We start from the raw sequence: 24,286 nt of genomic DNA, 5'->3' as shown, positions 1-24,286 counted from the left end.
CGAGGCGCTACCCGTAGGCTGGAGTCATGGCGGAGAAGTCCTGGTCCCTCACCCGTGCGCTGCGCGGGATGTTCGTCAAGCCCACGATCGACGAGACGACGTGGGAGGACCTCGAGACGGCGCTCATCACCGCCGACTTCGGCCCCGACATCAGCGAGCGCGTCGTCGACGAGCTCCGCGAGAAGGTGGAGCGGTTCCGCACGACGGACCCGCAGGACCTGCAGCGGATGCTCCGCGAGACCCTTGAGGAGCACTTCGCCAAGTTCGACACGACCCTGAAGCTCACCGAACGTCCCGCCGTCGTGCTGGTCGTCGGCGTGAACGGGGTCGGCAAGACCACCACCATCGGCAAGTTCACCAAGTTCCTGCGCGGCTTCCAGCGCAGCGTCGTCGTCGGAGCCGCTGACACGTTCCGTGCGGCCGCCGTCGACCAGCTCGCCACGTGGGCGCAGCGCGGGGGAGCGGCCATCGTCCGCCCCCAGCAGGAGGGTCAGGATCCGGCATCCGTCGCGTATCAGACCGTCGAGTACGCACAGCGTGAAGGCATCGAGATCGCGATCATCGACACGGCCGGCCGCCTGCACACCAAGGGCGGACTGATGGACGAGCTCACCAAGATCCGCCGCGTCATCGAGAAGCAGGCGCCGATCAGTGAGGTCCTGCTCGTCCTCGACGCCACCACGGGCCAGAACGGCGTCATGCAGGCCGAGGCGTTCCTCGAGCATGCGGGCGTCACCGGCCTCGTCCTGACCAAGCTCGACGGCTCCGCGAAGGGCGGCTTCGTGCTGGCCGTTCAGGAGCGCACCGGCATCCCCGTCAAGCTCCTCGGGCAGGGCGAGGGTATCGACGATCTCACCGGATTCACCCCCCATGTCTTCGTCCAGTCGCTCGTCGGCTGAGCACAGGACTACCGCCGCGAGCACGAGGCTGGTTTCATAGCGTTATGGCGATCGAACACGACTACTTCGGACTCCTGTCCTCAGGGCCCGACGGCTCGATCTTCTGGTCAGAGACGGTGGAGCTCGGTGACCAGAGCGTCACCGTCGATCTCACGGCTCCTGACCAGGACGACGTCTCCGCTGACGCCCTCGACATCGCGGCGTCTCTCATCGCCGGGCTCGAGAACGTCGACGCGACGTCGCGTCGTGGCATGCTCTCGGAGGTCGACGATCGCACGAGCGAGGTGACCGAGTACATCTTGCAGCAGCAGGAGGCCTACGGCGACGAGCTCGAAGATGTCCTGGTCGATGTGAGCGGCGACGCCGCCGTCGACATCATCCGCTCGCTGCGGCTGATGAGCATGACGATCCTGGCCGATGAGCACGGAGGATCAGAGCCTTTCGCCGTCCTCGAGTACGCGCTCGACGCCGGGACCACCGATGACGTGCTGCTCGTGAACCTCGGCTCCGACGGCAGCGTGCAATCGGTCATGAGCGCCGACTGACGCCCATGACCGATCGCGCGGCGCGTCAGACCGCCTGAGCGAAGCCGAGGTCGGCGCTGTCGGCGATGTGGGCCAGGTGTGCGGGGATCTCGCGTCCCTTGGACCGCATGGACTGCGCCCAGAGCCGACCTGCGCGGTACGAGGAACGCACCAGGGGCCCCGCGAGGACGCCGAGGAATCCGATCCGCTCGGCCTCCTCCTTGAACTCCACGAACTCCGTCGGCTTGACCCATCGGGCGACCGGCAGATGGCGAGGCGACGGTCTCAGGTACTGCGTGATGGTGATGATGTCGCAGCCCGCGTCGTGCAGGTCGTTGAGAGCCTGGACGACCTCTTCGGGCTCTTCGCCCATTCCGAGGATCAGGTTCGACTTGGTGATGAGCCCGGCGTTCCGTCCCTGCGTGATCACGTCGAGCGAGCGCTCGTAGCGGAAGGCCGGGCGGATGCGCTTGAAGATGCGCGGCACGGTCTCGACGTTGTGGGCGAACACCTCGGGCCGGGCATCGAAGATCTGCCCGAGGAAAGCAGGATCGGCGTTGTGCTCGTTGGCGAGCAGTTCGACGCCGGTGTTCGGGTTGAGCTCGTGGATCTTGCGGACCGTCTCGGCGTTGAGCCACGCGCCCGTGTCCGGCAGGTCGTCCCGCGCGACGCTCGTGACCGTGGCATAGCGCAGGTTCATGCGCACGACGCTCTCGGCGACACGTCGCGGTTCGTCGGTGTCGTAGGCGTCGGGCTTGCCGGTGTCGATCTGGCAGAAGTCGCAGCGCCGAGTGCACTGCGAGCCGCCGATGAGGAACGTCGCCTCCCGGTCCTCCCAGCACTCGAAGATGTTGGGGCAGCCGGCCTCCTGGCAGACCGTGTGAAGATCCTCGCTCTTCACGAGCGAGTGCAGAGCCGTGTACTCGGGCCCCATCTTCGCCTTCGTCTTGATCCATTCGGGCTTGCGCTCGATGGGGGTCTCGGCATTGCGGATCTCGAGGCGGAGGAGCTTGCGCCCCTCGGGTGCGGCGGTCATGCGGGAACTCCTGCGTGGTCGGCGGGCGAGTATTCGGCGAGGAAGGCGGCGGCGACCGCATCGACTATGTCCGTGGGGGAGACGTCGGCGCCGACGACCTCGCTGACGGTCGTCACTCCGGCGTCGGTGATGCCGCAGGGGATGATGCCCTGGAATCCCGAGAGGGTGTTGTCGCAGTTGATCGCGAACCCGTGCATCGTGACTCCCTGCTGCACACGTACACCTATGGCTGCGACCTTGTCTTCGGAGAGGGGGCGACGGACCCACACACCGCTTCGGCCATCCACCTGGTAGCCGTCGACACCGAGCGGTCGGAGGACGTCGATGAGGATGCGCTCGAGCCGGCGGACGTGCGCGACGACGTCCATGGGTTCCGGCAGCCGGACTATCGGATACCCGACCAACTGCCCCGGCCCGTGCCACGTGATCTTGCCGCCGCGGTCGACATCGATGACCGGAGTGCCGTCCTGCGGTCTCTCCTGCGGTTCCGTGCGCTTCCCGGCGGTGTACACGGCTTCGTGTTCGAGGAGGATGAGGGTGTCGGGGCGCGTGCCGTCGACCACATCGGCGTGGGTGCGGCGCTGCAGATCCCATCCGTCCGTATAGGGAACGTAGGCCGGAGCGAGTCCGGGGGTGAGGATGTCGAGCATGATCAGGTCGCTCTCATTCAATAAATGGATTGCGTCTAAGAATACTCCTCCTCGCGATCCCCGGCACGCGGCAGCGACGCGCGGTAGCGTGTGAGCATGAGCAGCACGAGCCGAGCAGGGCGCCCCAAGGCGTCTTCGCGCGAGACCCTCGCCGAGGCTGCCTGCGAGCTGTTCCTCGAACGTGGCTATGACGCGACATCCGTCGCCGACATCACCCAGCGCGCGGGCGTGAGCCGCTCGAGCTTCTTCAACTACTTCTCGTCCAAGAGCGACGTGCTGTGGTCGGGGCTGGATGACCGCATCGCGAGCGCGGTCGAGGACCTCGTCACGGTCCCCGCCGATCGCGATGGGGCGGAGGTCCGGCGGATCCTGACCGGCCTCGTCGACGGCTTCGCTCCCGACAGCCTCGCGCTCGCGATGACGAATTCCTCGGCGATGGGGCTCGACGACGAGCTCGAACAGGATGCCGCGCTGCGCCAGGCGCGACTCGCGGCGGCGCTCGCGGATCTCGCACGCCGATCGGGCGTCGCTTCCCTCCCGGCCGACATCGTGGCAGCGACCTGGTCTGCCGCGGTCCTCGCCGCCGTGCGCGCATGGGCGGAGGGCGGCGCGGGGCGCGGATCGGTCGGCGACAGGTTCGCCGATGCCGTGCGCATGATCGACCGGCTGCCCTGGGGTTCTGCCCCCGCCTGATCGACGGCACGGACGAAACTGCCTGAGTGCGCCGTGAGCGCGGAGAACCGGTGAGATTCGCGTAAACTCGGTCTCACCATGGCTACCTTTGGCACGCTCTCCGATCGGCTCACCGAGACCTTCCGCAATCTGCGCACGAAGGGAAAGCTCACCGCGGCCGACGTCGACGGCACCGTGCGCGAGATCCGTCGCGCCCTGCTCGACGCCGATGTCGCCCTCGCCGTCGTCAAGGAGTTCACCGCGAAGGTCCGAGAGCGGGCGCTCGGCGACGAGGTCAACAAGGCGCTGAACCCTGCTCAGCAGGTCGTGCAGATCGTCAACGAGGAACTGGTCCAGATCCTCGGTGGCGAGCAGCGACGCCTGCAGTTCGCCAAGACGGCACCGACGGTCATCATGCTCGCGGGTCTTCAGGGGTCGGGAAAGACCACGTTCGCAGGCAAGCTCGCGAAGCAGCTCGAGGGCGAAGGACACACGCCCCTCCTCGTCGCCGCCGACCTTCAGCGTCCGAACGCCGTCAATCAGCTCCAGGTCGTGGCGGAGCAGGCCGGCGCCACCGTCTACGCTCCCGAGCCGGGCAACGGCGTCGGCGATCCGGTCAAGGTCTCCCGCGACGGCGTGGAGTACGCCCGCCGCCAGCAGCACGACGTGGTCATCATCGACACCGCCGGTCGTCTCGGAGTCGACGCCGAGCTCATGAAGCAGGCGTCCGACATCCGCAAGGCGACCGACCCTGATGAGGTCCTGTTCGTCATCGACGCCATGATCGGTCAGGACGCGGTCAACACGGCCAAGGCATTCCAGGAGGGCGTCGACTTCACCGGTGTCGTCCTGTCGAAGCTCGACGGCGACGCGCGCGGCGGCGCCGCGCTGTCTGTCGCGTCGGTCACCGGTCGGCCCATCATCTTCGCGTCGACCGGAGAGCGCCTCGAAGATCTCGAGCCCTTCCACCCCGACCGCATGGCCAGCCGCATCCTCGACCTCGGCGACATCCTCACCCTCATCGAGCAGGCCCAGCAGGCCTTCGACGAGGACGAGGCCATCAAGATGGCCGAGAAGCTCGCCACAGAGCAGTTCACACTCGAGGACTTCCTCGACCAGCTTCAGCAGATGAAGAAGATGGGGTCGATGAAGAAGATGCTGGGGATGCTCCCCGGCATGGGCCAGATGAAGCAGCAGCTCGAGGACTTCGATGAGCGGGAGATCGATCGCACCGAGGCGATCATCCGCTCGATGACCCCCGGTGAGCGCCGGAACCCCAAGGTCCTCAACGGGTCACGTCGTCTGCGCATCGCGCGTGGTTCCGGTATGACCGTCACCGATGTCAACCAGCTCGTGCAGCGCTTCGACCAGGCCGCGAAGATGATGAAGACGGTCGCCCGCGGTGGCACCCCCAACATCCCGGGTATGGGATCGATGCCCGGCATGGGCAAGCCCGGGGCTTCGTCGAAGCGTGGCAAGAAGGGCAAGTCGTCCGGCGGCTCCCGCTCCGGCAACCCGGCGAAGCGAGCGGCCGAGAACGCGGGGCTCGCCACTGCGGCCACCCCGACCGGGTCCGGATTCGGTCTGGGCGGGGCGAAGGCGCCCAGCGAGGCAGACCTCGCCGAGATCCAGAAGCTCTTCGGCAAGAACTGACGTCGCTCAGGCCTGCGATGCAGGCAGCGAGTGCTCCCGAGCAGGGGTCGGTGACCGGCGCGGCGTTCGGAGTGCCGTCAGCTGTCCCACGACGAGGGCGACGAGTACCAGAGCGATTCCGAGCGCCTGAAGCGGTGTGAACGACTCGCCGGCCACGAGTGTGCCCAGCAGCGTCGCGACCACGGGGGAGAGCAGAGCGAGCAGCCCGGGGGCGATGACCGGCAGCAGCTGGATGCCGCGGAACCACAGCGTGTAGGCGAGCAGTCCTCCCACCGAGCCCAGCCACACGTATCCGAGCACCGATCCGCCATCGATGGTGTCAGGAACACCTTCGAGGAGAAGGGTGAGCGGGAGGAGGACGAGACCGCCCGCGGTCAGCTGCCACCCCGCGTAGGCGACGGGTCCGACGCCTGCAGGGCGGCCCCAGCGCTTGGTGAGGATCATTCCGAGAGCGGTGGCGGTCACGCCCCCGAGCGCCGCGAGGATGCCGAGGGCGTCGAGCTGCGCGGCCGGACCCAGCACGACGAGAGCGACGCCCCCCGTTCCCGCGACGGCAGCGGCGGCAGTGAGCGGGCGGATCCGGTCGCGGAGAACGAGCGCGCTCATACCGAGGATGATCATCGGCTGTGCTCCCGCGACGGCCGCGGCGACTCCACCGGGCAGCCGCTCGGCGGCCAGGAAGAGCAGGGGGAAGAACGCCCCGATGTTGAGGCTTCCGAGCAGAAGAGACTTCAGCCACCAGCCGCCGGACGGGAGGGTCCTGCCGATCATCAGGGCGATGAGCCCCGCGGGGAGTGCGCGGAGCAGCCCAGCCAGGAGGGGATGGCCGGCGGGGAGCATCTCCGTGGTCACGAGGTAGGTGGTGCCCCAGGAGAGGGGAGCAAGCGCTGTGAGGAGAACGACGGAGGTGCGTTTCATATTTTCAGCCTGAACCGTTCAGCAGGATGAGTCCAAGCCATGGTTGTCACGATGTTCATGAAGAGAGATCATGGAACGGTGGATCTTCAGCAGCTGAAGTACGTCGTCGAGGTGGCGTCGGCGTCGAGCTTCACGCGAGCGGCCGAACGGTGCTTCGTCACGCAGTCCGCGCTCAGCCATCAGATCGCCGCGCTCGAGCGGGAGCTCGGACAGCGTCTCTTCGTTCGCTCCAGTCGGAGTGTCCGGACGACCGAGGCGGGGGAGGCCTTCCTGGCTCACGCGAAGATGGCGGTGATGGCGGCCGACGATGCCCGCGAGGCCGCGGCTGCGGCTTCCGGTCGCGTCGTGGGCACGCTCCGCCTCGGCGTCATCCCCACGGCGAGTGCGGTCTCGGTGCCGCGGGTCATCTCTCGCTTTCGCGAGGCGCATCCTGACGCGCGGGTCGAGCTCTCTGTCGGCAACAGCGACGCTCTCGCCGATGCGGTGCGGCGGGGCGACCTCGACGTCGCGCTGCTCGGTCTGCGTGAGCAGGCCGTGCCGCGGGGGGTCGCCTCCCGCGAACTCGGTCGCGAGCGACTGGTCGTCGCGGTGCCGCCGACGCATCGCCTGTCGGGTCGGGCCCGCGTACGGCTCGCGGATCTCGCAGATGAGGTCTTCGCGGACTTCCCTGCCGGCACGTCGGGGCGTGCACAGGGAGATGCGGCGTTCGCGGCATCCGACATCTCGCGCGATGTGGCCTTCGAGGCCGACTCGTCGGAACTGCTCCTCGGACTCGTCTCGGAGGGGCTCGCGATCGCGCTGCTCGCGCCGGGGGTGATCGCCGCGTCATATACGGATGCGGTCGCCGTCGAGGTGGGCAACGGCCCGGTCAGAGTCCAGTACGTCGCGTGGGACGACCGTGCGCCGCGCAACGTCGCGACCGCCTTCCTTCGCGTCCTCGACTCCGTGGCAGGTCGCGGGGGAGACGAAACGGGCCCGGAGGAATCCTCCGGGCCCGCCTCCTCAGAACTCTGAGGTCACTTCACGTCCTCGTCGACCCAGTCCATCGACTTGCTGACGGCCTTGCGCCACAGGCGCAGCTGGCGGTCGCGCTCGGCGTCCTCCATCGACGGCTCCCAGCGGCGGTCCTCCTGCCAGTTGGCGGACAGGTCGTCCAGGCCGTTCCAGAAGCCCACGGCGAGCCCTGCGGCGTACGCGGCACCGAGTGCCGTCGTCTCGGCGACGACAGGACGGACGACCGGGACACCCAGGACATCGGCCTGGAACTGCATCAGCGCATCGTTCGCGACCATGCCGCCGTCGACCTTGAGCTCGGTGAGGTCGACGCCTGCGTCGGCGTTGACCGCGTCGAGCACGTCGCGGGTCTGGAAGGCGACGGCCTCGAGTGCCGCGCGAGCGATGTGGTTCTTGTTCGCGTATCGGGTGAGGCCGACGATCGCGCCGCGTGCGTCAGGACGCCAGTACGGAGCGAACAGGCCCGAGAAGGCCGGCACGATGTACACGCCGCCGTTGTCGTCGACCTGCTTGGCGAGCTCTTCGACCTCGGGCGCGGATCCGATGATGCCGAGCTGGTCGCGGAGCCACTGGATCAGCGATCCGGTGACGGCGATCGAGCCCTCGAGCGCGTAGTGCGTCGGTCCGTCGCCGAGCTTGTAGCCGACGGTGGTGAGCAGCCCGTTCTTCGAGTGGACGATCTCCTCGCCCGTGTTGAAGATCAGGAAGCATCCGGTGCCGTAGGTGTTCTTGCTCTCACCCGTGTTGAAGGCGGCCTGGCCGAACGTCGCGGCCTGCTGGTCGCCCAGGATGCCGGCGATCGGAGTCTCGCGCAGCAGCGACGAGTCCTCTGCGGCGCCGTACACCTCGGACGACGAGCGGATCTCCGGCATCATCGAGCGCGGCACGCCGAATGCCTCGAGGATGTCGTCGCGCCACTCGAGCGTCTCGAGATCCATGAACATGGTGCGCGACGCGTTGGTGACGTCGGTCACGTGCACACCACCGTCGACACCACCCGTGAGGTTCCACAGCACCCAGCTGTCGGTCGTGCCGAAGATGAGGTCTCCCGCCTCGGCCTTCTCGCGTGCGCCCTCGACGTTCTCGAGGATCCACGCGATCTTGGTGCCGGAGAAGTAGGTGGCGAGGGGAAGGCCCACGACGGGCTTGAACCGCTCGACGCCGCCGTCTGCCGCGAGGCGGTCGACGATCTCCTGCGTCCGGGTGTCCTGCCAGACGATGGCGTTGTAGACGGCCTTGCCGGTCGTCTTGTCCCAGACCACCGCGGTCTCACGCTGGTTGGTGATGCCGACGGCCGCGATGTCGTGGCGCGTCAGGTCGCCACGGCTCAGAGCGAGTCCGATGACCTCCTGGACGTTGCGCCAGATCTCGGCGGGGTCGTGCTCGACCCAACCGGCCTTCGGCAGGATCTGCTCGTGCTCCTTCTGACCGGTCGCGACGATGCTGCCCTTCTTGTCGAAGATGATCGCGCGGCTGGAGGTGGTGCCCTGATCGATGGCGATGATGTAGTCGGCCATTGTGTTCTCCTTTGAAGTCAGGTTCTGGTTCAGGCGAGGTTCAGCAGGACGGGTGCGGCGACGGCGGCGAGGACACCACCGATGAGCGGACCAACGACCGGGACCCACGAGTAGGACCAGTCGCTGGACCCCTTGCCCTTGATCGGCAGGATGGCGTGGGCGATACGCGGGCCGAGGTCACGTGCAGGGTTGATCGCGTAGCCGGTCGGTCCACCGAGGGATGCACCGATGGCGACGACGACGAGTGCGACCGGAAGAGCGCTGAGCGGTCCGAGGCCTCCGGGGGTTCCGATGTCCGCGACGCCGTAGTCCGCGAACGCGAAGACCGCGAAGACGAGCACGAACGTGCCGATGACCTCGGTGACGAGGTTCCAGCCGTACGAGCGGATCGCGGGGCCGGTCGAGAACACGCCGAGCTTGTTGGCGGCCTCCGGCTCCTCATCGAAGTGCTGCTTGTAGGCGAGCCAGGTGAGGATCGCACCGACGATCGCTCCGAGGAGTTCGGCGCCGGTCGCGACGGCGAACTGCGAGAAGTCGATCTTCCCTCCGACCAGGAGGCCGATGCCGACAGCCGGGTTCAGGATCGCGCCGGAGTATGCGGAGGCGAGGACACCCACGAAGACCGCGAGACCCCATCCCCAGTTGACCATCAGGAAGCCACCGCCGAAGCCCTTGTTCTTCGCGAGGGCGACGTTGGCGACCACACCACATCCGAGGAGGATCAGCATCGCTGTGCCGACGAACTCCGAGAGGAAGTAGAGACCGAGATTCACATCAGTCATGTCTTCATTGACCTTTCTTGAGTGCCAGGGCCCCTTAGCCCTGGCACTTGTTGGGAATTACACCGCGTGGAGGGCGGTGTTCGGATGTCTCGTCAGCCGCGTGTGCGGGACGAGATCTTCAGTCCATGTCGCTCGTTCAGCAGCGTGCGCGTCTGATCCAGCTCGGCATCGTGGCGTTCGCGATCCCAGTCGAGCAGAGGAGCCAGTGCATCGGCAAGCTCTTCGAGCACATCCGCGTCGGCGTGACCCGTGAACGCGATGCTGGTGCGGCGCAGGATGACGTCCTGCAGGCGCGCGACCATCTCGTTCTCCACCATCCAGGCGAGCTCGCGCGTCGAGAGGTCGTCACCGGCGAGGGGAGCGTCGTCGCCCTGCTCGATGTACTCCCAGACCTGCGCTGCGCGGGTGCCGTAGCGGGCGAGCAGGCGCTCGGCGCGCTCACCTGCTCCGGGCAGGTTCTCCTGGATCCAGATGCGACGGGCCTTCTCGGTGCGCGGGAAGTCGCGGCCTCCGCCGATCGCACGCCCGGCCGTCGATACCGTGCGGGTGCGGCCGATCAGGCCGAGCACGACATCGGAGAGCGACTCTCCGAGGGCGCGGAAGGTCGTCCACTTGCCGCCGACCAGGCTGACGAGGGGCGCTGCTCCCTTCTCGTCGACCTCGATGCGGTAGTCGCGGGAGACGAAACCGGGAGCCGTGTCCTCGTGGCGGGGAAGCGGGCGGATGCCGGAGAAGTTGTAGACGATCTGCTCGCGTGTCACGTCGATCTGCGGGAACACGTGGTGGATGAGGTCGAAGAAGTAGTCGATCTCCTCTTCCGTGCACACCGGGACCTCGCGAGGATCCGCGTCGATGTCGGTCGTGCCGACGAGGACGCGTCCCTTGAGCGGGTAGATGAGCACGATGCGGCCGTCGGAGTGCTCGAAGAAGATCTCGCGTCCGCGGGTCGCCTCGAGGAGGTCGGGGTGGTCGAGCACGATGTGCGAGCCCTTGGTGCCGCCCATGAATCGGGTGTCGGTGCCGAGGGCGTCGTTCGTGAGGTCGGTCCAGGGGCCGGAGGCGTTGACGACCACGTCGGCCGTGACGGTGAACTCGGTGCCGCTCTCGCGGTCCCGGAGCACGACGTTCGCGCCGTCGCGTGCGACGGCCTCGACGTAGTTCAGTGCGATGGCGCCGCCCGGATGCGCGGCGCGTCCGTCCTGCAAGACGTCGAGCGCGAGACGCTCGGGGTCGTGCATGGAGGCGTCGTAGTACGTCGCGGTGTACTTGATGTTCGGGTCGAGCGAGGGGAGCTCGGCCAGCGAGCGCTTGCGACCGAGGAACCGGTGACGAGGGACCATGCCGCCGTCGCGCGAGAACGTGTCGTAGATCGTGAGGCCGACCTTGATCAGGAACGCGCCGCGCTCCTGGGGCTTGCCGCTCTTGTGCGTCAGGAAGCGCAGGGGAGCGGACAGGATGCCCGAGAAGGTCGAGTAGATCGGGATCGTCGTCTCGAGCGGCTTCACGTAGTGAGGCGCGATCTTGAGCAGACCGTTGCGCTCCTCGACGGACTCGCGGACGAGTCGGAACTCGCCGTTCTCGAGGTAGCGGATGCCGCCGTGGATCATGTGGCTCGACGCCGCCGACGCGCCGGAGGCGAAGTCTCCGCGTTCGACGAGCAGGACGTCCACGCCCTGCAGTGCGAGGTCACGGAACGTGGAGATGCCGTTGATCCCCGCTCCGATGACAAGGACGGTCGTGCGTCCCGATTCACGGACCGCGCGGACTTCGGCGCGTTCCGGTGATGAGTGTGTCGACTCGATCATCTTCGACCCTTCTCTGTGCGTGCCCCCAGCTTCGACCCTCGTGGCCAGCGCGCGCAAGCCCGCTGCACATATGTGCAAAGATCGAGGTGAGGAGGTCGTCATGAGCCACTCTGACGCAGGATCACGCGACTCGAAGCTGATCGCCGCGCTCACTGCAGCGCAGCTCTACTACATGCAGGACAAGACGATGGAGGTCATCGCGCAGGAGCTGAAGACCTCGAGATCGTCGGTCTCACGACTCCTCAGCTTCGCCAGGGAGAGTGGTCTCGTCGACATCCGGATCAACTCCCCGCTGGAACGGCTCGGGATGCTGGAGCAGCACATCAGGGATCGTTACCGCGTCGTCGCCCACGTCGTACCGATTCCCGAGATCGTCAGCGAGGTGGAGCGCCTCGAGCGCGTGGCGCTGACCGCCGGGCGGCTGCTGTCGCAGTTCGTCGACTCGAACATGATCGTCGGAGTCGCCTGGGGGTCGACGATCAGCGCCGTCAGTCGCGGTCTCACTCAGAAGGAGACGCACAACACGACATTCGTGCAGCTCAACGGCGCGGGGAACACGCAGACCAGCGGTGTGGAGTACTCGAGCGACATCCTGCAGCGGTTCGGCAGTGCGTTCGGCGCGCAGGTGCAGCAGTTCCCCGTGCCGGCGTTCTTCGACGACCCGTCCACGCGCGAGGCGATGTGGAGGGAACGCAGCACGCGTCGTGTGCTCGACCTGCAGTCGAAGATGGACATCGCCGTGTTCAGCCTCGGCTCGCCCGCCGCGGAGGTTCCCAGCCGGGTCTATGTCGGCGGCTACCTCGGGCGCGATGACTACCGGAGCCTGCGAGAGGACCACGCGATCGGCGACGTGGCGACGGTGTTCTTCCGGGCGGACGGCTCGTGGAGGGACATCCGCGTGAACGCCCGGGCGACCGGCCCTGGGCTCGACCGACTGCGCCGCGTCCCCCGACGCGTGTGCGTGGTGTCCGGTGTGCCTAAGCTCGTGAGCCTTCGTGCGGCGATCGCCGCCGAGCTGATCACAGACGTGGTGCTCGACGAGGGGTTGGCACGGCGACTCGTCGAGGACTGAGCTCAGCCCTCTTCCGTCGACGCCTCGGGGCCGGAGCGGAACTCGCGGATCAGATGCTGCACGACGGCGCGCAGATCTCCACCGGTCGCATTCGCGATCGTCAACTGGCGCTCGTAACTGGCGCCGTCGTTCAGGATGGTCGCGATGCTGCCGAACTCGCGCACGCAGCCGAGCTCCACGGCGATCGGGGCCAGGTCTTCGATCACCTGCGCGAGGTGATCGCGGACGGGGCGCTGCGTGCCGGCGGCGTCCACGATCACGCGGGCATCGAGACCGTAGCGCGCCGCACGCCACTTGTTCTCGCGGTGGTACCAGGCCGGCATCTGCGGCAGGGTCCGCCCCTCGTCGAGCTCCCGCGAGAGGTGCTCCACGAGCACCTGGACCAGCGCAGCGACGGCGGCGAGCTCCGGAAGCGTCGAGAGGCCGTCGCACGCACGGATCTCGATGGTGCCCCAGCGTGGCGCAGGGCGGATGTCCCATCGAACCTCCGTGGCGTCCGCCATCACTCCGGTGCGGACCATGTCGTCGAGATAGGCCTCGTACTCCGACCAGTCCTGGAGGGGCCAGGGGAGTCCTGCGGTGGGCAGCTGCTGGAAGACGAGGGCGCGGTTCGAGGCGTATCCGGTGCGCTCTCCTGCCCAGAACGGGCTCGACGCCGCGAGCGCCTGAAGATGGGGGAGGTAGCCCGAGAGGGCGTTGATGATCGGGATGACCTTGCGCTGGTCCTCGACCCCGATGTGCACGTGGATGCCCCAGATCATCATGTTGCGACCCCACCACTGGGTGCGCTCGATCAGGGTGTGATACCGGGTCTTGTCGGTCACCTCCTGGTCGTACCACTGGGCGAACGGGTGGCTGCCGGCGGAGAGCAGTTCGATGCCCGCCGGGTCGGTGGCGGTTCGAACGGCCGCGATCGCGTTGGCGATGTCGTCGACCGCGTGCGCGACGGAGTCGCCGATCCCACTGGTGACCTCGATGGTGTTGGTGAGCAGCTCGCCGGTCACGGTGTGCCGCTCATCCTCGCTCTCGGCTTCGAGCGCCGCGAGCAGCTCCGGTGCACGACCGACCAGATCACCGCTCACCGGATCGGCGAGCATGATCTCCCACTCCAGGCCGACGGTGGACCGCGCCGATGGCGCGAAATCGAGCTTCACGAGCACAGTCTGGCACGCGCTGTCGGCGACACGGCAACCGCCGTGTCGCCGCGTTTCGCGCCTGGGCCGCGCATCTGGCAGAATAGAAGGTCGGACGACCTGCTCGACCCTCTATCCAGCATTCGTCCTCCCTCTTTGAGCTTCCGCCGGGTGTGCACCCCACTCTCCAGGCGATCGGTTCGTCAACTTCCACACAATTCAGGAGAATCGTGGCTGTCAAGATTCGTCTCAAGCGCCTGGGCAAGATCCGTGCGCCGTACTACCGCATCGTCGTCGCCGACTCGAAGACCAAGCGCGATGGTCGCGTGATCGAGGAGATCGGCAAGTACCACCCCACCGAGGAGCCCTCGTTCATCGAGATCGACTCCGAGCGTGCGCAGTACTGGCTCTCCGTCGGCGCACAGCCGACCGAGCAGGTCGCCGCCCTTCTCAAGATCACGGGCGACTGGGGCAAGTTCAAGGGCGACAAGGACGCGAAGTCCACGCTCAAGGTCAAGGAGCCCAAGGTTCCGTTCGAGATCGACGCGTCCAAGAAGTCCGTCGTCAAGCCCAAGGCCGAGAAGAAGGTGGAGGCTCCCGCAGAGGAGGCTCCCGCCAAGGCCGACGCGGAGGCCGCTGAGGCTCCCGCCGCCGACTCGGAGTAATCCGTCGTGCTCGCCGCCGCGCTCGAACACATCGTCAAGGGGATCGTCGATCACCCGGAGGATGTGCGTATCAACTCGTCCACCTCGCCGCGAGGCGATCTCCTCGAGGTGCGTGTGCACCCCGATGATCGTGGACGCGTGATCGGGCGCGGCGGCCGCACCGCCAAGGCACTGCGTACGCTCATCTCCGCGCTGGCTGATGGGCGTCGCGTCCGCGTCGACGTCGCGGACGACTGACGTGGTGGCGAAAGATCGCAACCAGGGCAAGAACCAGCTGCGCGTAGGGCGTCTCGTCAAGGCCCATGGCCTCAAGGGCGCGCTGAAGCTGGAGCTCTACACCGACAACCCGGAGCGCCGTTTCACTCCGGGAGCCGAGTTCACGTTGCAGGTGCCCGAGGCATCTCCGTGGCACGGCAAGACGGTCGTCGTCCGCGAATACCGCGTGATGAACGGCAACCCGGTCGTGTTCCTCGAGGACGTCGACGACCGTGAGGGTGCCGAGACCCTCGTCCGTGCGATCCTCTGGATCGATCAGGACGACGACGAGGTCGAGGACGACGCGTGGTTCGACCACCAGCTCGTCGGTCTCGACGTGGTCCGTGACGAGGTCGTCGTCGGCAAGGTCGTGCGCGTGGAGCACTTCCCCGCGCAGGATCTGCTCATCGTCCGATCCGGCGATCAGGACATCATGGTGCCGTTCGTCCAGGCGATCGTCCCCAGCGTCGACGTCCGAGCGGGGCGCGTCATCGTGACTCCGCCTCCCGGCCTCTTCGAAGAGCTCCCGGACCCGACCGACACAGCGGATGCGGGAGAGTCCTCGGACTCCGACGCATCCGAGTGACCGCTGGTACGGTTCCTCCCGTGCGCATCGACGTCCTCTCCATCTTCCCGTCGTACTTCGACGGATTGACGCTCTCCCTGCTCGGGAAGGCGCAGAGCGCCGGCATCCTCGATCTCCGCGTGCGCGATCTGCGCGAGTGGACGTCCGATCGTCACCGCACCGTCGACGACACCCCGTACGGCGGTGGCGCCGGGATGGTCATGAAGCCCGAGCCCTGGGGCCTCGCGCTCGATGAGCTCGCGTCATCGAGCACCGAGGCGACGCAGACCCGACCCACGATCATCTTCCCCTCGCCGGCCGGGGAGGTCTTCACCCAGGCCACCGCACGCGACCTGAGCACCCGCGATCACCTGATCTTCGGCTGCGGCCGGTACGAGGGCATCGACGAGCGGGTCTTCGAGTACGCGGCGTCGTTGGGCGAGGTCCGTCTCGTCAGCCTGGGCGACTACGTCCTCAACGGCGGCGAGGTCGCGACCATGGCGATGATCGAGGCCATCGGCCGCCTCATCCCCGGAGTCGTCGGCAATCCCGAGAGCCTGGTCGAGGAGTCCCACGAGGACGGCCTGCTCGAGTACCCGTCGTACACGAAGCCCTCGGTCTGGCGCGATCGCTCGGTGCCTGACGTGCTGCTGAGCGGCAACCACGCGGTCATCGCCTCATGGCGGCGCGAGCAGCAGCTCGAGCGCACGCGTCGCCGTCGTCCCGACCTGCTTGCGGAGGACGACGCCTAGAGCATCGTCTCGATGCCGTGGTCGATCTCGAACACGACGTCCTGCGGATGCCGGAGGGACAGCGCGGACGCCGCATCAAGGCCTCGGAGGTCGGCCCGGAGCATCCTGCCGAGCATCTCGTGGCTCACCAGGAGCGGGATGCCGGCCGTCGCCCATCCGCACGATGACAGCGCCCGGCGTGCTCGCGCCCGCGCCTGCGCATAGCTCTCCCCGCCAGGGAAGGCCCATCCATAGCGGTTCGCTGCGCGGTCCTCGCGCGCGGTGGGGAATCGTCGATCGATCTCATCCCATGTCAGGCCGGCCATGTCGCCGTGGTGGACCTCCGCGAGTTCAGGGACCTCGACGAGATCGGCGCCGAGGCGATCGGCGATGATGACTGCGGTTCGCAGCGCTCGGCCGAGCGGGCTCGAGCATACCGTCGTGATCCCTCGTCCGGAGAGGCGCTCGGCGATGCTCTTCGCCTGGCGGATGCCGTCGTCTGTCAGCGGCGAATCCAGTTGCCCCTGCAGACGGCGTTCCAGGTTCCATCGGGTCTGCCCGTGCCTCACCAGGAACAGGTGCTCCGGCACGTGGCGATCCTGCGGAATCATGGACTCAGGATGGCACAGCCACAGCGCTCGCGGCGGGGTGATCCCGCCCTCGACTGATACCGTCGGAGCATGGTCGATGAGGTTCTCGCGAAGTCCTTCGAACGTATCGGAGCGGATTACGACCGCTACCGTCCGGGTTTCCCTCAGGCGTCGGCAGACCTGATCGTGCCGACTCCCGTGCGGGCTGCACTCGACCTCGGAGCCGGCACCGGGAAGTTCACGGAACTGCTCGATGGTCGAGCCGAGCACGTCATCGCCGTCGAACCATCTTCGGCGATGCTCGACGTACTGAGAGTGAAGCTGCCCACAGTGGAGGCATTTCAGGGAAGCGCCGAGCGGATTCCGGTCGCCGATGGCGGCGTCGACGTCGTGACCGTCGCGCAGGCGTTCCACTGGTTCGATCGTGAGACCGCATGCGCGGAGATCGCTCGAGTGCTCGTGCCCGGCGGCGCCCTCGGATTGGTCTGGAACCACTCCGACCCCGCGAGCACCTGGGACAGAGCGGCGCATCGCATCGCGCACCCCGCGGTGGCGGAGGAGGACGGCACGACGAGCTCAGCCGCGGACGAGCTGCCAGGCTTCGTCCACGTCCGCCAGGAGCAGATCCACTGGACCGAGCGGATCCGGCGGGAGGACTACCTCAAACGGTGGTCGACGGTGAGCAGCTTCCTCGTGGCGGATGACGACGAACGCGCGGGCATGCTCGCCGCGATCGAGGCCGTCCTGGATGCCGATCCTGAAACGCGTGGTCGCGACGATTTCGACCTGCCCATCGTGACGGACGTGTTCGTCTACCGACGCGCCTGACCCGACGAGCACATGCTCAGTCGACGCCGAGGAACGTGCGGTCGGTGAGGATGATCGGGCCGTCGGCCGTGACGGCCACAGTGTGCTCCGAGTGCGCACCTCGGGATCCGTCGACACTGCGAAGCGTCCAGCCGTCGGGGTCCGTGATGAGCTCGTCGGTTGTCTCCAGCAGCCAGGGCTCGAGTGCGAACACGAGTCCCTCGCGAAGCGGGAAGCCTCGTCCTGCGCGCCCGTCATTGGGGACATGCGGGTCGCCGTGCATGATGCGGCCGACGCCGTGCCCGCCGAAATCGGTGTTGATCGAATACCCCTCGCCATGCGACACGGCGGCGATGGCGGCGGAGATATCACCGATCCGATTGCCGACGACGGCAGCCGCGATCGCGGCGTCGAGAGCGCGCTCGGTCGTGTCGATGAGTCGGAGATCCTCGTCACGCGGGGTGCCCACGACGAAGGAGACGGCCGAATCCGCGACCCATCCGTCGACGGACACGGCGAAGTCGAGCGAGACCAGATCCCCATCGCGGAGCGTGTAGTCGTGGGGGAGTCCGTGCAGCACGGCGTCATTGATCGACGTGCAGATCACCTTGCCGAAGGGGCTCGCACCGAACGAGGGGTGGTAGTCGATGTAGCACGACTCCGCTCCCGCCTTCCGGATCATGTCGTGCGCTCGACGATCGATCGACAGCAGGTTGGTGCCGACCTTCGTCTCGTCGCGCAGGGTCGCCAGCGCCTCGGCCACGAAGCGCCCGGCGGCGCGCATCTCGTCGATCTCGGCAGGGGTGCGCAGTTCGATCATCGGGTGTCCTCTCGTCCTCTCCATTCTCGCCGATGCGTGCGGCTCCGGAGTCCGCGCGCTCACAGCGAACACCGGGGCAGCGGCGTGCGGGGCGTCGTACGATCTGTGACATGTGGTTGCGTCAGGCGTTCTTCCGGTGGCTGGTTCCGGCCGCGTTCCTGCTGCCGCTCTGGCTCCTGGTCGGCTGGGGCGTGTTCCAGGGCGGGTGGACGATCCTCTGGGTCCTCTTCATCGCGATCCCGTCCGTCTTCGTCGGGCAGCTTCTGCTCACGCTCCTCACACGGTCCCGCCCTTCGGTGCGTGCCGATCGCGCCGTGTCGTGGTGGGACGTCGGAGGATTCACCCTCTGGCACGGTCTGACGATCGCCGTCGGGTTCTTCGTCGACGGCGCATTCGGCTGGCTGCTCGCCGCCGCGATCGTCGTCGGCATCGGCCTCGTGTGGCTGCAGCTGTGGCAGCTGTGGAACGAGGCGAAGGGGAGTGGCGCGCGATTCCGAGAGACCATCGCCTGGTCCACCGTCCCCGGCGTCGATGAGCCCACGCCCGCAACGCGCGCGCATGAGGTCATCGTGGTGCGGGAGACCGACGCTCGGGAATGACAGCGCAGCACGTGACGTTTTGGCCGCGTGCGGCATCCATGGCAGAATGAGTGTTTGTGCCGTGACCGGTTCTGCCTCAGGGGAGCCCGCGGACGCTTAGGCGCCGTTCAGCACACACCCCTTCTTGTTCCTTCCTACATCATGCATCCGTCCTGAGGCGAGTGCAGAGAGAGACGATCATGCAGATCCTCGACGCCGTCGACGCAGCATCGCTGCGTTCCGACGTTCCCGTATTCAACCCCGGTGACACGGTCAACGTGCACGTGAACATCACCGAGGGCACCCGCTCGCGTATCCAGGTCTTCAAGGGCGTCGTCATCGGCCGCCAGGGCGATGGTGTGCGCGAGACCTTCACCGTTCGCAAGATCAGCTTCCAGGTCGGCGTCGAGCGTACGTTCCCGGTGCACTCCCCGGTGATCGACCACATCGAGGTCGTCACCCGCGGTGACGTGCGTCGCGCGAAGCTCTACTACCTCCGCCAGCTGCGCGGCAAGAAGGCGAAGATCAAGGAGAAGCGCTTCAACTGACGCGCAGGTTCTCCACAGCACCCCGGGACACGATGTCCCGGGGTGCTGTGTTTTCCGCCGGGTGTGCGACCCTAGTTATTGCCGTCTCCGAGCGGTGTGAGACTGTGAAGGAACCTTGATGACGACCGACTCCGCGCCTGCGTCCACGCCACCGATCAAACGTCGTCGTGGATTCCTCGTGTTCCTGCGCGACGTGCTCGTGATCATCGTCATCGCCGCGCTCGTATCCTTCGTGGTCAAGACGTTCGTCGTCCGCTCGTTCTACATCCCGTCGGCATCGATGGAGCGCACGTTGCTCGTCAACGACAGGATCCTCGTCGATGAGCTCACGCCCCGATGGACCTCGTACGAGCGTGGCGACGTCGTGGTCTTCAAAGACCCGGGCGGCTGGCTCGACGGGCAGGTTCAGACTCCCGCGCAGCCCGCGCTCATCCAGGCGTTCGACTGGGTCCTCAACGTGGTCGGCATCTCCGCGACCGACTCGCAGGATCATCTGGTCAAGCGCGTCATCGGGCTTCCCGGCGATCACGTCGTCTGCTGCAACGCGCTCGGCCAGCTCACGATCAACGGTGCCCCGATCGACGAGCTGAGCTATCTCAACCTTCCTGACGGCGACACAGCGGCCTCGAACGAGCCGTTCGACGTCGTCGTGCCCGAAGGATCGATCTGGGTGCTGGGCGACAACCGCGATCGATCGCGCGATTCACGCGCGCACCAGGACCTTCCCAGTGGCGGCTTCGTCCCCCTCGAGAATCTCGTGGGCAAGGCGTTCCTCACGACCTGGCCCTTCGACCGCATGGGGACCATCGACGGACATCACGACAGCTTCAACGGCGTTCCGGACTCGGAATGACCGTCGTCGCACCCAAGCTCACCCTGGAGCGTCGACTGCTGACCGAGTGCGACCTGGTCATCTCCCTCGACGAGGTCGGGCGTGGGGCGCTGGCCGGTCCCGTCGCGGTCGGAGCCGCGGCGATGGACGCCGCCGGATCACGTCGTCGTGTCCCCGAGGGACTGCGGGACTCGAAGCTCGTCACGGAGAGGAGACGACCCGACGTCGCCGCCAGAGCAGCCGCCTGGGTCCAGGCGTCCGGTGTCGGCTGGGCGAGTTCTGCAGAGGTCGATGAGGTCGGCATCATGCGTGCTCTGGGACTGGCGGCCTCTCGAGCGGTGCAGAGCATCGTCGACCAGGGCGTCGCGATCGAGAGCGCACTCGTGCTGCTGGACGGCAACCACGACTACGTGTCCGCCGTCCATCCCGTGCCGCTTCGCGTTCGCCCTGTGATCAAGGCGGACAGGGACTGCGCGTCGGTCTCCGCGGCGTCCGTGATCGCGAAGGTCGCGCGCGACAGCTACATGGCAGAGCTCCACGAAGGTCATCCCGCCTATCAATGGGACAGGAACAAGGGCTACGCGAGTCTGGAGCATCGTGATGCGATCCGCGCTCTCGGGCTGTCCCCGCATCATCGTTCCTCCTGGGCGATCGCCGATGCTCCGACGCTGTTCTGAGGCTCCGTGCGGCATCGATGCGCCGCCGACTCTAGGATGGAGACATCATGGATGAGGAAGCCTTCGACGACTACGACCGCGAGCTCGAGCTCGCGCTGTTCCGCGAATACCGTGACGTCGTCGCGCAGTTCCAGTACGTGGTCGAGACCGAGCGCCGGTTCTATCTGGCCAACGAGGTCAATGTCGTGCGCCGCGACACCGAGCATGACTTCTACTTCGAGATCTCGATGAGCGACGTGTGGGTGTGGGACATCTACCGCGCCGACCGCTTCGTGAAGGCCGTGCGCGTGCTCACCTTCAAGGACGTCAACGTCGAAGAACTCCAGCGCCGCGAGTTCGAGCTGCCGCAGGAGCTGTCGCTCGACGGGGAATGACCCCTTCTGCACAGTCGCTCGTTCTGACGGGCTCTCCCTGAACACCGGGCGAACGGCAGATCAGCCGCGAAGATCATCGACTGCGGTCGGCAGGCTGTCGTCATGGCAGCGAAAGACGATCTCGGTAGAGCCGGTGAAGAGCAGGCGGTTCGGTACCTGACGACGCTCGGGTACCAGGTTCTCGATCGGAACTGGCGGTGTGCCCAGGGCGAGATCGACATCGTCGCATCCCACGGTTCGCATCTCGCGGTGGTCGAGGTGAAGACGAGACGGAGCGATTCGTTCGGGCACCCGTTCGAGGCGGTGGACGCTCGCAAGCTGCGCCGCCTGTGGCAGCTGGCTCACGCCTGGGCTGCCGACCATGCCGAGAGCGCGCAGGGGATGACCATCCGGATAGATGCGATCGGGATCATCGGGGCGGACCCCTCGTGCGGCACGCTCGAGCACCTCGTGGCACTGTCGTGACGACGGCGCGAACCTGGGCCGTCGCCCTGACCGGTGTCGACGGCCACATCGTCGAGGTCGAAGCGGACCTGTCCAACCAGACCCCCGACTTCAAGATCATCGGGCTCCCAGACAAGTCGCTCGCAGAAGCTGTGCAGCGCGTGCACAACGCCTGCAAGAACAGCGCTCTCGATCTTCCGCGCCGCCGACTGACGGTCAATCTCTCGCCGGCGAGCCTTCCCAAACAGGGCTCGGGCTTCGACGTGAGCATCGCGCTGGCGGCGCTGGCGGCCGGAGGCTCGCTCTCCCCGCGTTCCATCGCGCGAACCGTGCACCTCGGTGAGCTGGGACTCGACGGAAGGCTCCGGCCAGTGCCCGGCGTGCTGCCCGCCGTGTTCGCGGCTGCGCGGGCCGGATTCCAGACGGTGATCGTCCCCTCGGCGAACGAGGCCGAGGCGGCACTCGTGCCTGGCATCGAGGTACGCCCGGCTGCGACCCTCTCGCAGGTCGCCGTCTGGCACGGCGCGGATGTCGACGTGCTCGATGGCGACCCTGTCGTCGCGGCCGCCGCCGTCCATGAGCCGGTCGAGTCGTTGGACCTGTCCGAGGTCGTCGGTCAGGAGGATGCTGTCCAGGCGCTCATCGTCGCGGCCGCCGGCGGCCACCATCTGCTCTTGAGCGGTCCACCGGGTGCGGGCAAGACGATGCTTGCGAGGCGGCTCCCAGGAATCCTGCCGCGGCTGACCGAGGCGGAGGCACTGGAGGTGGCCTCGATCCGCTCCCTGACAGGTGAGCCGGTGCGACGCCTCGATGTCACTCCGCCGATCGAATCGCCGCACCACAGCGCGTCGGTAGCCGCTCTCGTGGGCGGCGGATCGCGAGCGGTCCGACCCGGCGCCATCTCACGAGCGCACCGCGGGGTGCTTTTCCTCGACGAAGCCGCGGAGTTCTCACGCGTCGCACTCGACGCATTGCGACAGCCGCTCGAATCCGGCTCGATCGAGGTGATCCGGTCAGGGGTCAGGGCCCTGTTCCCGGCGCGGTTCCAGCTGGTCCTCGCCATGAATCCGTGTCCCTGCGGCAATTACGGGGTCCGGGGCTCCGAGTGCGTGTGTCCGTCCCTGGCGATCCGCAGATACGCGACAAGACTGTCGGGTCCGCTGCGCGACCGCATCGACATCGAGCTGCAGGTGGCGCGCGTGTCCGCCGTCCAGGCGATGACCGCAGAACGGACTTCGGTCACGACGGCCCTGGCAGGGGAACGCATCGTCGGGGCGAGGGAACGCGCCGTCGCACGCTGGCGAGGAACGCCGTGGCGGCGCAACGGCGAAGTGCCGGGCGCGCGACTGCGTCAGCCCGATCTGCGACTCGCACCGCCTGCCCGAGCGCCGCTCGACCGTGCGTTGGAACGGGGCGCGCTGACCCTCCGGGGCTACGACCGGGTCCTGAGACTGGCGTGGACCATGGCGGACCTGGAGGGAATCGACAAGCCGGGGCGCGACGAGGTCGGGCGTGCTCTGTTTCTGAAGAGGGGATACACATCATGATCGAATCGCTGAGGGAAGACCCTGACGTCCGTGCTGCGCTCGACGAGATGCGGCCTCACGAACAGCATGAGGAAGCCCTCGAGAGGGTCGCATGGTCGGTTCTCGCGGAGCCGGGTGACGGCGTGGCGGGCGCTCTCATCGCGGAGCTCGGCGCACACGAGGCCCTGGAGGTCGCGCTGGCGGGCCGAAGCCGTGCGCAGTCGGGGGCGGGCGGACGGGCACTCGCTGAGGGACGCGCGAGATGGAGGGCGCGTGCCGATACGCGAGCCGTGGCGGAGGCGATTCGAAGTGCGCGCGATGTCGGAGCGCGACTCGTCCTTCCGGGCGACGCGAGCTGGCCGATCGCTCTCGACGACCTCGGCGAGCACGCGCCCACGCTGCTCTGGGTGCGAGGCGAGCCACTGATCCTCTCCGCCGAGCCTCGCGTCGCGATCATCGGCGCTCGTGCGGCGAGCGGGTACGGGGAGATGCTCGCCGCAGAGTTCGCGGGTGACCTGGCCATGAGCGGCGCGGTCGTCGTCTCAGGTGGTGCCTACGGCATCGACGGCGCCGCCCACCGGGCGGCGCTCGGCGTGGATGGCCGCACAGTCGCGTTCCTGGCCGGCGGAGTCGATCGCGCTTACCCCCAAGGTCATAGGGAGCTGCTGCGACGCATCGTCGACACGGGCGCCGTGGTGAGCGAGGTGCCTTGCGGCACTGCGCCGACCAAATGGCGATTCCTGGCGAGGAATCGACTCATCGCTGCAGTGAGCCAGGCGACGGTCGTCGTCGAGGCGGGGTGGCGCAGCGGCTCACTCAACACCGCAGGGCACGCGGCGGCGCTCGGTCGCCCTCTCGGCGCAGTGCCGGGACCGGTGACGTCCGCGGCATCCGCCGGATGTCACCGACTTCTGCGCGAGTATGACGCGCGGTGCGTGACGACTCCCGCGGAGATCCGTGAACTCTGGGGAGGCGCGCTACATGCGTCGCAAGACGGCGAGCGATCCGACCCCGACCAGGTGCGTGTGCTGGATGCGATCACCGGTCGCTCGTCGCTGCCGGTCCTCGAGATCTGTCGGCGCTCGGGACTCGCACCCGACAAGGTGAGCGCGATGCTCGGGGTCCTCGAGCTGGACGGCGTGGTCAGACGCGTCGAGGGCGGGTGGCGGAAGGCAGGCGAAGTCGGGCGGCGCGGCTGA

28 protein-coding genes are annotated in these 24,286 nt (G+C 67.4%); 19 read left to right on the top strand and 9 right to left on the bottom strand.

Annotated elements, in window-relative coordinates; all coding sequences use genetic code 11:
* Positions 1-26 precede the first annotated feature (26 nt).
* Together ftsY and ASF80_RS03270 are read left to right on the top strand one after the other, a co-directional pair.
* Positions 27-899, top strand: coding sequence for a signal recognition particle-docking protein FtsY (gene ftsY, locus ASF80_RS03275; protein WP_056307953.1), 873 nt, complete (start codon positions 27-29; stop codon positions 897-899).
* Positions 900-943: 44 nt separating this feature from the next.
* On the top strand, positions 944-1,444 hold the full coding sequence (locus ASF80_RS03270) for a DUF2004 domain-containing protein (RefSeq protein WP_056307950.1): 501 nt from the start codon (positions 944-946) through the stop codon (positions 1,442-1,444).
* Between the two features lie 25 nt (positions 1,445-1,469).
* On the opposite strand, the gene lipA is transcribed toward ASF80_RS03270, so the two are convergent.
* The gene (lipA, locus tag ASF80_RS03265) at positions 1,470-2,459 is read right to left on the bottom strand and encodes a lipoyl synthase (RefSeq protein ID WP_056307948.1); all 990 of its coding nucleotides are present in this window, start codon (positions 2,457-2,459) and stop codon (positions 1,470-1,472) included.
* The gene (lipB, locus tag ASF80_RS03260) at positions 2,456-3,109 is read right to left on the bottom strand and encodes a lipoyl(octanoyl) transferase LipB (protein WP_056311718.1); all 654 of its coding nucleotides are present in this window, start codon (positions 3,107-3,109) and stop codon (positions 2,456-2,458) included. The genes lipA and lipB overlap by 4 nt, the downstream gene beginning before the upstream one ends.
* A 96-nt stretch (positions 3,110-3,205) precedes the next feature.
* Here lipB and ASF80_RS03255 point away from each other — a divergent pair, with 96 nt between their 5' ends.
* Together ASF80_RS03255 and ffh are read left to right on the top strand one after the other, a co-directional pair.
* A complete protein-coding gene (locus tag ASF80_RS03255; protein ID WP_056307947.1) occupies positions 3,206-3,802 on the top strand; it encodes a TetR/AcrR family transcriptional regulator in 597 nt (198 codons plus the stop codon).
* A 78-nt stretch (positions 3,803-3,880) separates the two neighbouring features.
* Positions 3,881-5,434, top strand: a complete 1,554-nt coding sequence (ffh, locus tag ASF80_RS03250; RefSeq protein WP_056307945.1) for a signal recognition particle protein — start codon at positions 3,881-3,883, stop codon at positions 5,432-5,434.
* A 6-nt stretch (positions 5,435-5,440) separates the two neighbouring features.
* Here the strand turns inward: ffh and ASF80_RS03245 are convergent, their stop codons facing one another.
* Positions 5,441-6,352: an EamA family transporter gene (locus tag ASF80_RS03245; RefSeq protein WP_056307943.1), complete on the bottom strand. Its 912-nt coding sequence runs from the start codon at positions 6,350-6,352 to the stop codon at positions 5,441-5,443.
* Between the two features lie 78 nt (positions 6,353-6,430).
* On the opposite strand from ASF80_RS03245, the gene ASF80_RS03240 reads away from it, so the two are divergent.
* Positions 6,431-7,366, top strand: coding sequence for a LysR family transcriptional regulator (locus ASF80_RS03240; protein WP_056311717.1), 936 nt, complete (start codon positions 6,431-6,433; stop codon positions 7,364-7,366).
* Positions 7,367-7,368: 2 nt separating this feature from the next.
* Here the strand turns inward: ASF80_RS03240 and glpK are convergent, their stop codons facing one another.
* The 3 genes from glpK to ASF80_RS03225 all read right to left on the bottom strand — a co-directional run bounded on the left by glpK (position 7,369) and on the right by ASF80_RS03225 (position 11,470).
* The gene (gene glpK, locus ASF80_RS03235) at positions 7,369-8,883 is read right to left on the bottom strand and encodes a glycerol kinase GlpK (RefSeq protein WP_056307940.1); all 1,515 of its coding nucleotides are present in this window, start codon (positions 8,881-8,883) and stop codon (positions 7,369-7,371) included.
* A 29-nt stretch (positions 8,884-8,912) separates the two neighbouring features.
* On the bottom strand, positions 8,913-9,665 hold the full coding sequence (locus tag ASF80_RS03230) for an MIP/aquaporin family protein (protein WP_056307938.1): 753 nt from the start codon (positions 9,663-9,665) through the stop codon (positions 8,913-8,915).
* 92 nt (positions 9,666-9,757) lie between these two features.
* On the bottom strand, positions 9,758-11,470 hold the full coding sequence (locus tag ASF80_RS03225) for a glycerol-3-phosphate dehydrogenase/oxidase (protein WP_056307936.1): 1,713 nt from the start codon (positions 11,468-11,470) through the stop codon (positions 9,758-9,760).
* A gap of 100 nt (positions 11,471-11,570) precedes the next feature.
* Between ASF80_RS03225 and ASF80_RS03220 the strand changes: the two genes are divergently transcribed.
* A complete protein-coding gene (locus ASF80_RS03220; protein ID WP_056307934.1) occupies positions 11,571-12,542 on the top strand; it encodes a sugar-binding transcriptional regulator in 972 nt (323 codons plus the stop codon).
* Positions 12,543-12,544: 2 nt separating this feature from the next.
* Here ASF80_RS03220 and ASF80_RS03215 read toward each other — a convergent pair whose 3' ends face one another.
* Positions 12,545-13,696, bottom strand: a complete 1,152-nt coding sequence (locus tag ASF80_RS03215) for a glutamate--cysteine ligase (RefSeq protein ID WP_056311715.1) — start codon at positions 13,694-13,696, stop codon at positions 12,545-12,547.
* A 209-nt stretch (positions 13,697-13,905) separates the two neighbouring features.
* Between ASF80_RS03215 and rpsP the strand changes: the two genes are divergently transcribed.
* The 4 genes from rpsP to trmD are packed head-to-tail and all read left to right on the top strand — an operon-like array spanning position 13,906 to position 15,912.
* Positions 13,906-14,340 carry a 30S ribosomal protein S16 gene (gene rpsP / locus ASF80_RS03210; protein WP_056307932.1) on the top strand — a complete coding sequence of 145 codons (435 nt, stop codon included), beginning with the start codon at positions 13,906-13,908 and terminating at the stop codon, positions 14,338-14,340.
* 6 nt (positions 14,341-14,346) lie between these two features.
* Entirely contained in the window at positions 14,347-14,577 is a 231-nt protein-coding gene (locus tag ASF80_RS03205) for an RNA-binding protein (protein WP_056307930.1), read from the top strand.
* A gap of 1 nt (position 14,578) precedes the next feature.
* Entirely contained in the window at positions 14,579-15,181 is a 603-nt protein-coding gene (rimM, locus tag ASF80_RS03200; RefSeq protein WP_056307929.1) for a ribosome maturation factor RimM, read from the top strand.
* Positions 15,182-15,201: 20 nt separating this feature from the next.
* Positions 15,202-15,912: a tRNA (guanosine(37)-N1)-methyltransferase TrmD gene (gene trmD, locus ASF80_RS03195; protein WP_056307928.1), complete on the top strand. Its 711-nt coding sequence runs from the start codon at positions 15,202-15,204 to the stop codon at positions 15,910-15,912.
* Here trmD and ASF80_RS03190 read toward each other — a convergent pair.
* Complete coding sequence (locus ASF80_RS03190; protein ID WP_235559865.1) at positions 15,909-16,502, bottom strand: histidine phosphatase family protein; 594 nt, start codon at positions 16,500-16,502, stop codon at positions 15,909-15,911. The genes trmD and ASF80_RS03190 overlap by 4 nt on opposite strands.
* 69 nt (positions 16,503-16,571) lie before the next feature.
* On the opposite strand from ASF80_RS03190, the gene ASF80_RS03185 reads away from it, so the two are divergent.
* Positions 16,572-17,309 carry a class I SAM-dependent methyltransferase gene (locus ASF80_RS03185; RefSeq protein WP_056307924.1) on the top strand — a complete coding sequence of 246 codons (738 nt, stop codon included), beginning with the start codon at positions 16,572-16,574 and terminating at the stop codon, positions 17,307-17,309.
* 16 nt (positions 17,310-17,325) lie between these two features.
* Here ASF80_RS03185 and map read toward each other — a convergent pair whose 3' ends face one another.
* On the bottom strand, positions 17,326-18,108 hold the full coding sequence (map, locus tag ASF80_RS03180) for a type I methionyl aminopeptidase (RefSeq protein ID WP_056307922.1): 783 nt from the start codon (positions 18,106-18,108) through the stop codon (positions 17,326-17,328).
* A 110-nt stretch (positions 18,109-18,218) separates the two neighbouring features.
* On the opposite strand from map, the gene ASF80_RS03175 reads away from it, so the two are divergent.
* The 8 genes from ASF80_RS03175 (at position 18,219) to dprA (ending at position 24,286) form a co-directional block, all read left to right on the top strand.
* The gene (locus ASF80_RS03175) at positions 18,219-18,707 is read left to right on the top strand and encodes a hypothetical protein (RefSeq protein WP_056307920.1); all 489 of its coding nucleotides are present in this window, start codon (positions 18,219-18,221) and stop codon (positions 18,705-18,707) included.
* A 179-nt stretch (positions 18,708-18,886) separates the two neighbouring features.
* Positions 18,887-19,234, top strand: coding sequence for a 50S ribosomal protein L19 (gene rplS / locus ASF80_RS03170; protein ID WP_056311713.1), 348 nt, complete (start codon positions 18,887-18,889; stop codon positions 19,232-19,234).
* Between the two features lie 118 nt (positions 19,235-19,352).
* The gene (lepB, locus tag ASF80_RS03165) at positions 19,353-20,087 is read left to right on the top strand and encodes a signal peptidase I (RefSeq protein WP_056307918.1); all 735 of its coding nucleotides are present in this window, start codon (positions 19,353-19,355) and stop codon (positions 20,085-20,087) included.
* On the top strand, positions 20,084-20,743 hold the full coding sequence (locus ASF80_RS03160; protein ID WP_056307916.1) for a ribonuclease HII: 660 nt from the start codon (positions 20,084-20,086) through the stop codon (positions 20,741-20,743). The genes lepB and ASF80_RS03160 overlap by 4 nt, the downstream gene beginning before the upstream one ends.
* 47 nt (positions 20,744-20,790) lie before the next feature.
* Complete coding sequence (locus ASF80_RS03155) at positions 20,791-21,117, top strand: DUF2469 family protein (RefSeq protein WP_042541663.1); 327 nt, start codon at positions 20,791-20,793, stop codon at positions 21,115-21,117.
* A 102-nt stretch (positions 21,118-21,219) separates the two neighbouring features.
* Positions 21,220-21,582: a YraN family protein gene (locus tag ASF80_RS03150; RefSeq protein WP_056307914.1), complete on the top strand. Its 363-nt coding sequence runs from the start codon at positions 21,220-21,222 to the stop codon at positions 21,580-21,582.
* A complete protein-coding gene (locus tag ASF80_RS03145) occupies positions 21,579-23,108 on the top strand; it encodes a YifB family Mg chelatase-like AAA ATPase (protein ID WP_056307912.1) in 1,530 nt (509 codons plus the stop codon). Before ASF80_RS03150 ends, ASF80_RS03145 begins: the two co-directional genes overlap by 4 nt.
* The gene (gene dprA, locus ASF80_RS03140) at positions 23,105-24,286 is read left to right on the top strand and encodes a DNA-processing protein DprA (protein WP_056307910.1); all 1,182 of its coding nucleotides are present in this window, start codon (positions 23,105-23,107) and stop codon (positions 24,284-24,286) included. Before ASF80_RS03145 ends, dprA begins: the two co-directional genes overlap by 4 nt.

Source organism: Microbacterium sp. Leaf159 (genome assembly GCF_001423615.1).
Classification (GTDB): domain Bacteria; phylum Actinomycetota; class Actinomycetes; order Actinomycetales; family Microbacteriaceae; genus Microbacterium.
Note: the sequence above shows the minus strand (reverse complement) of the source record. Positions and strands in the feature narration are given on the sequence as shown.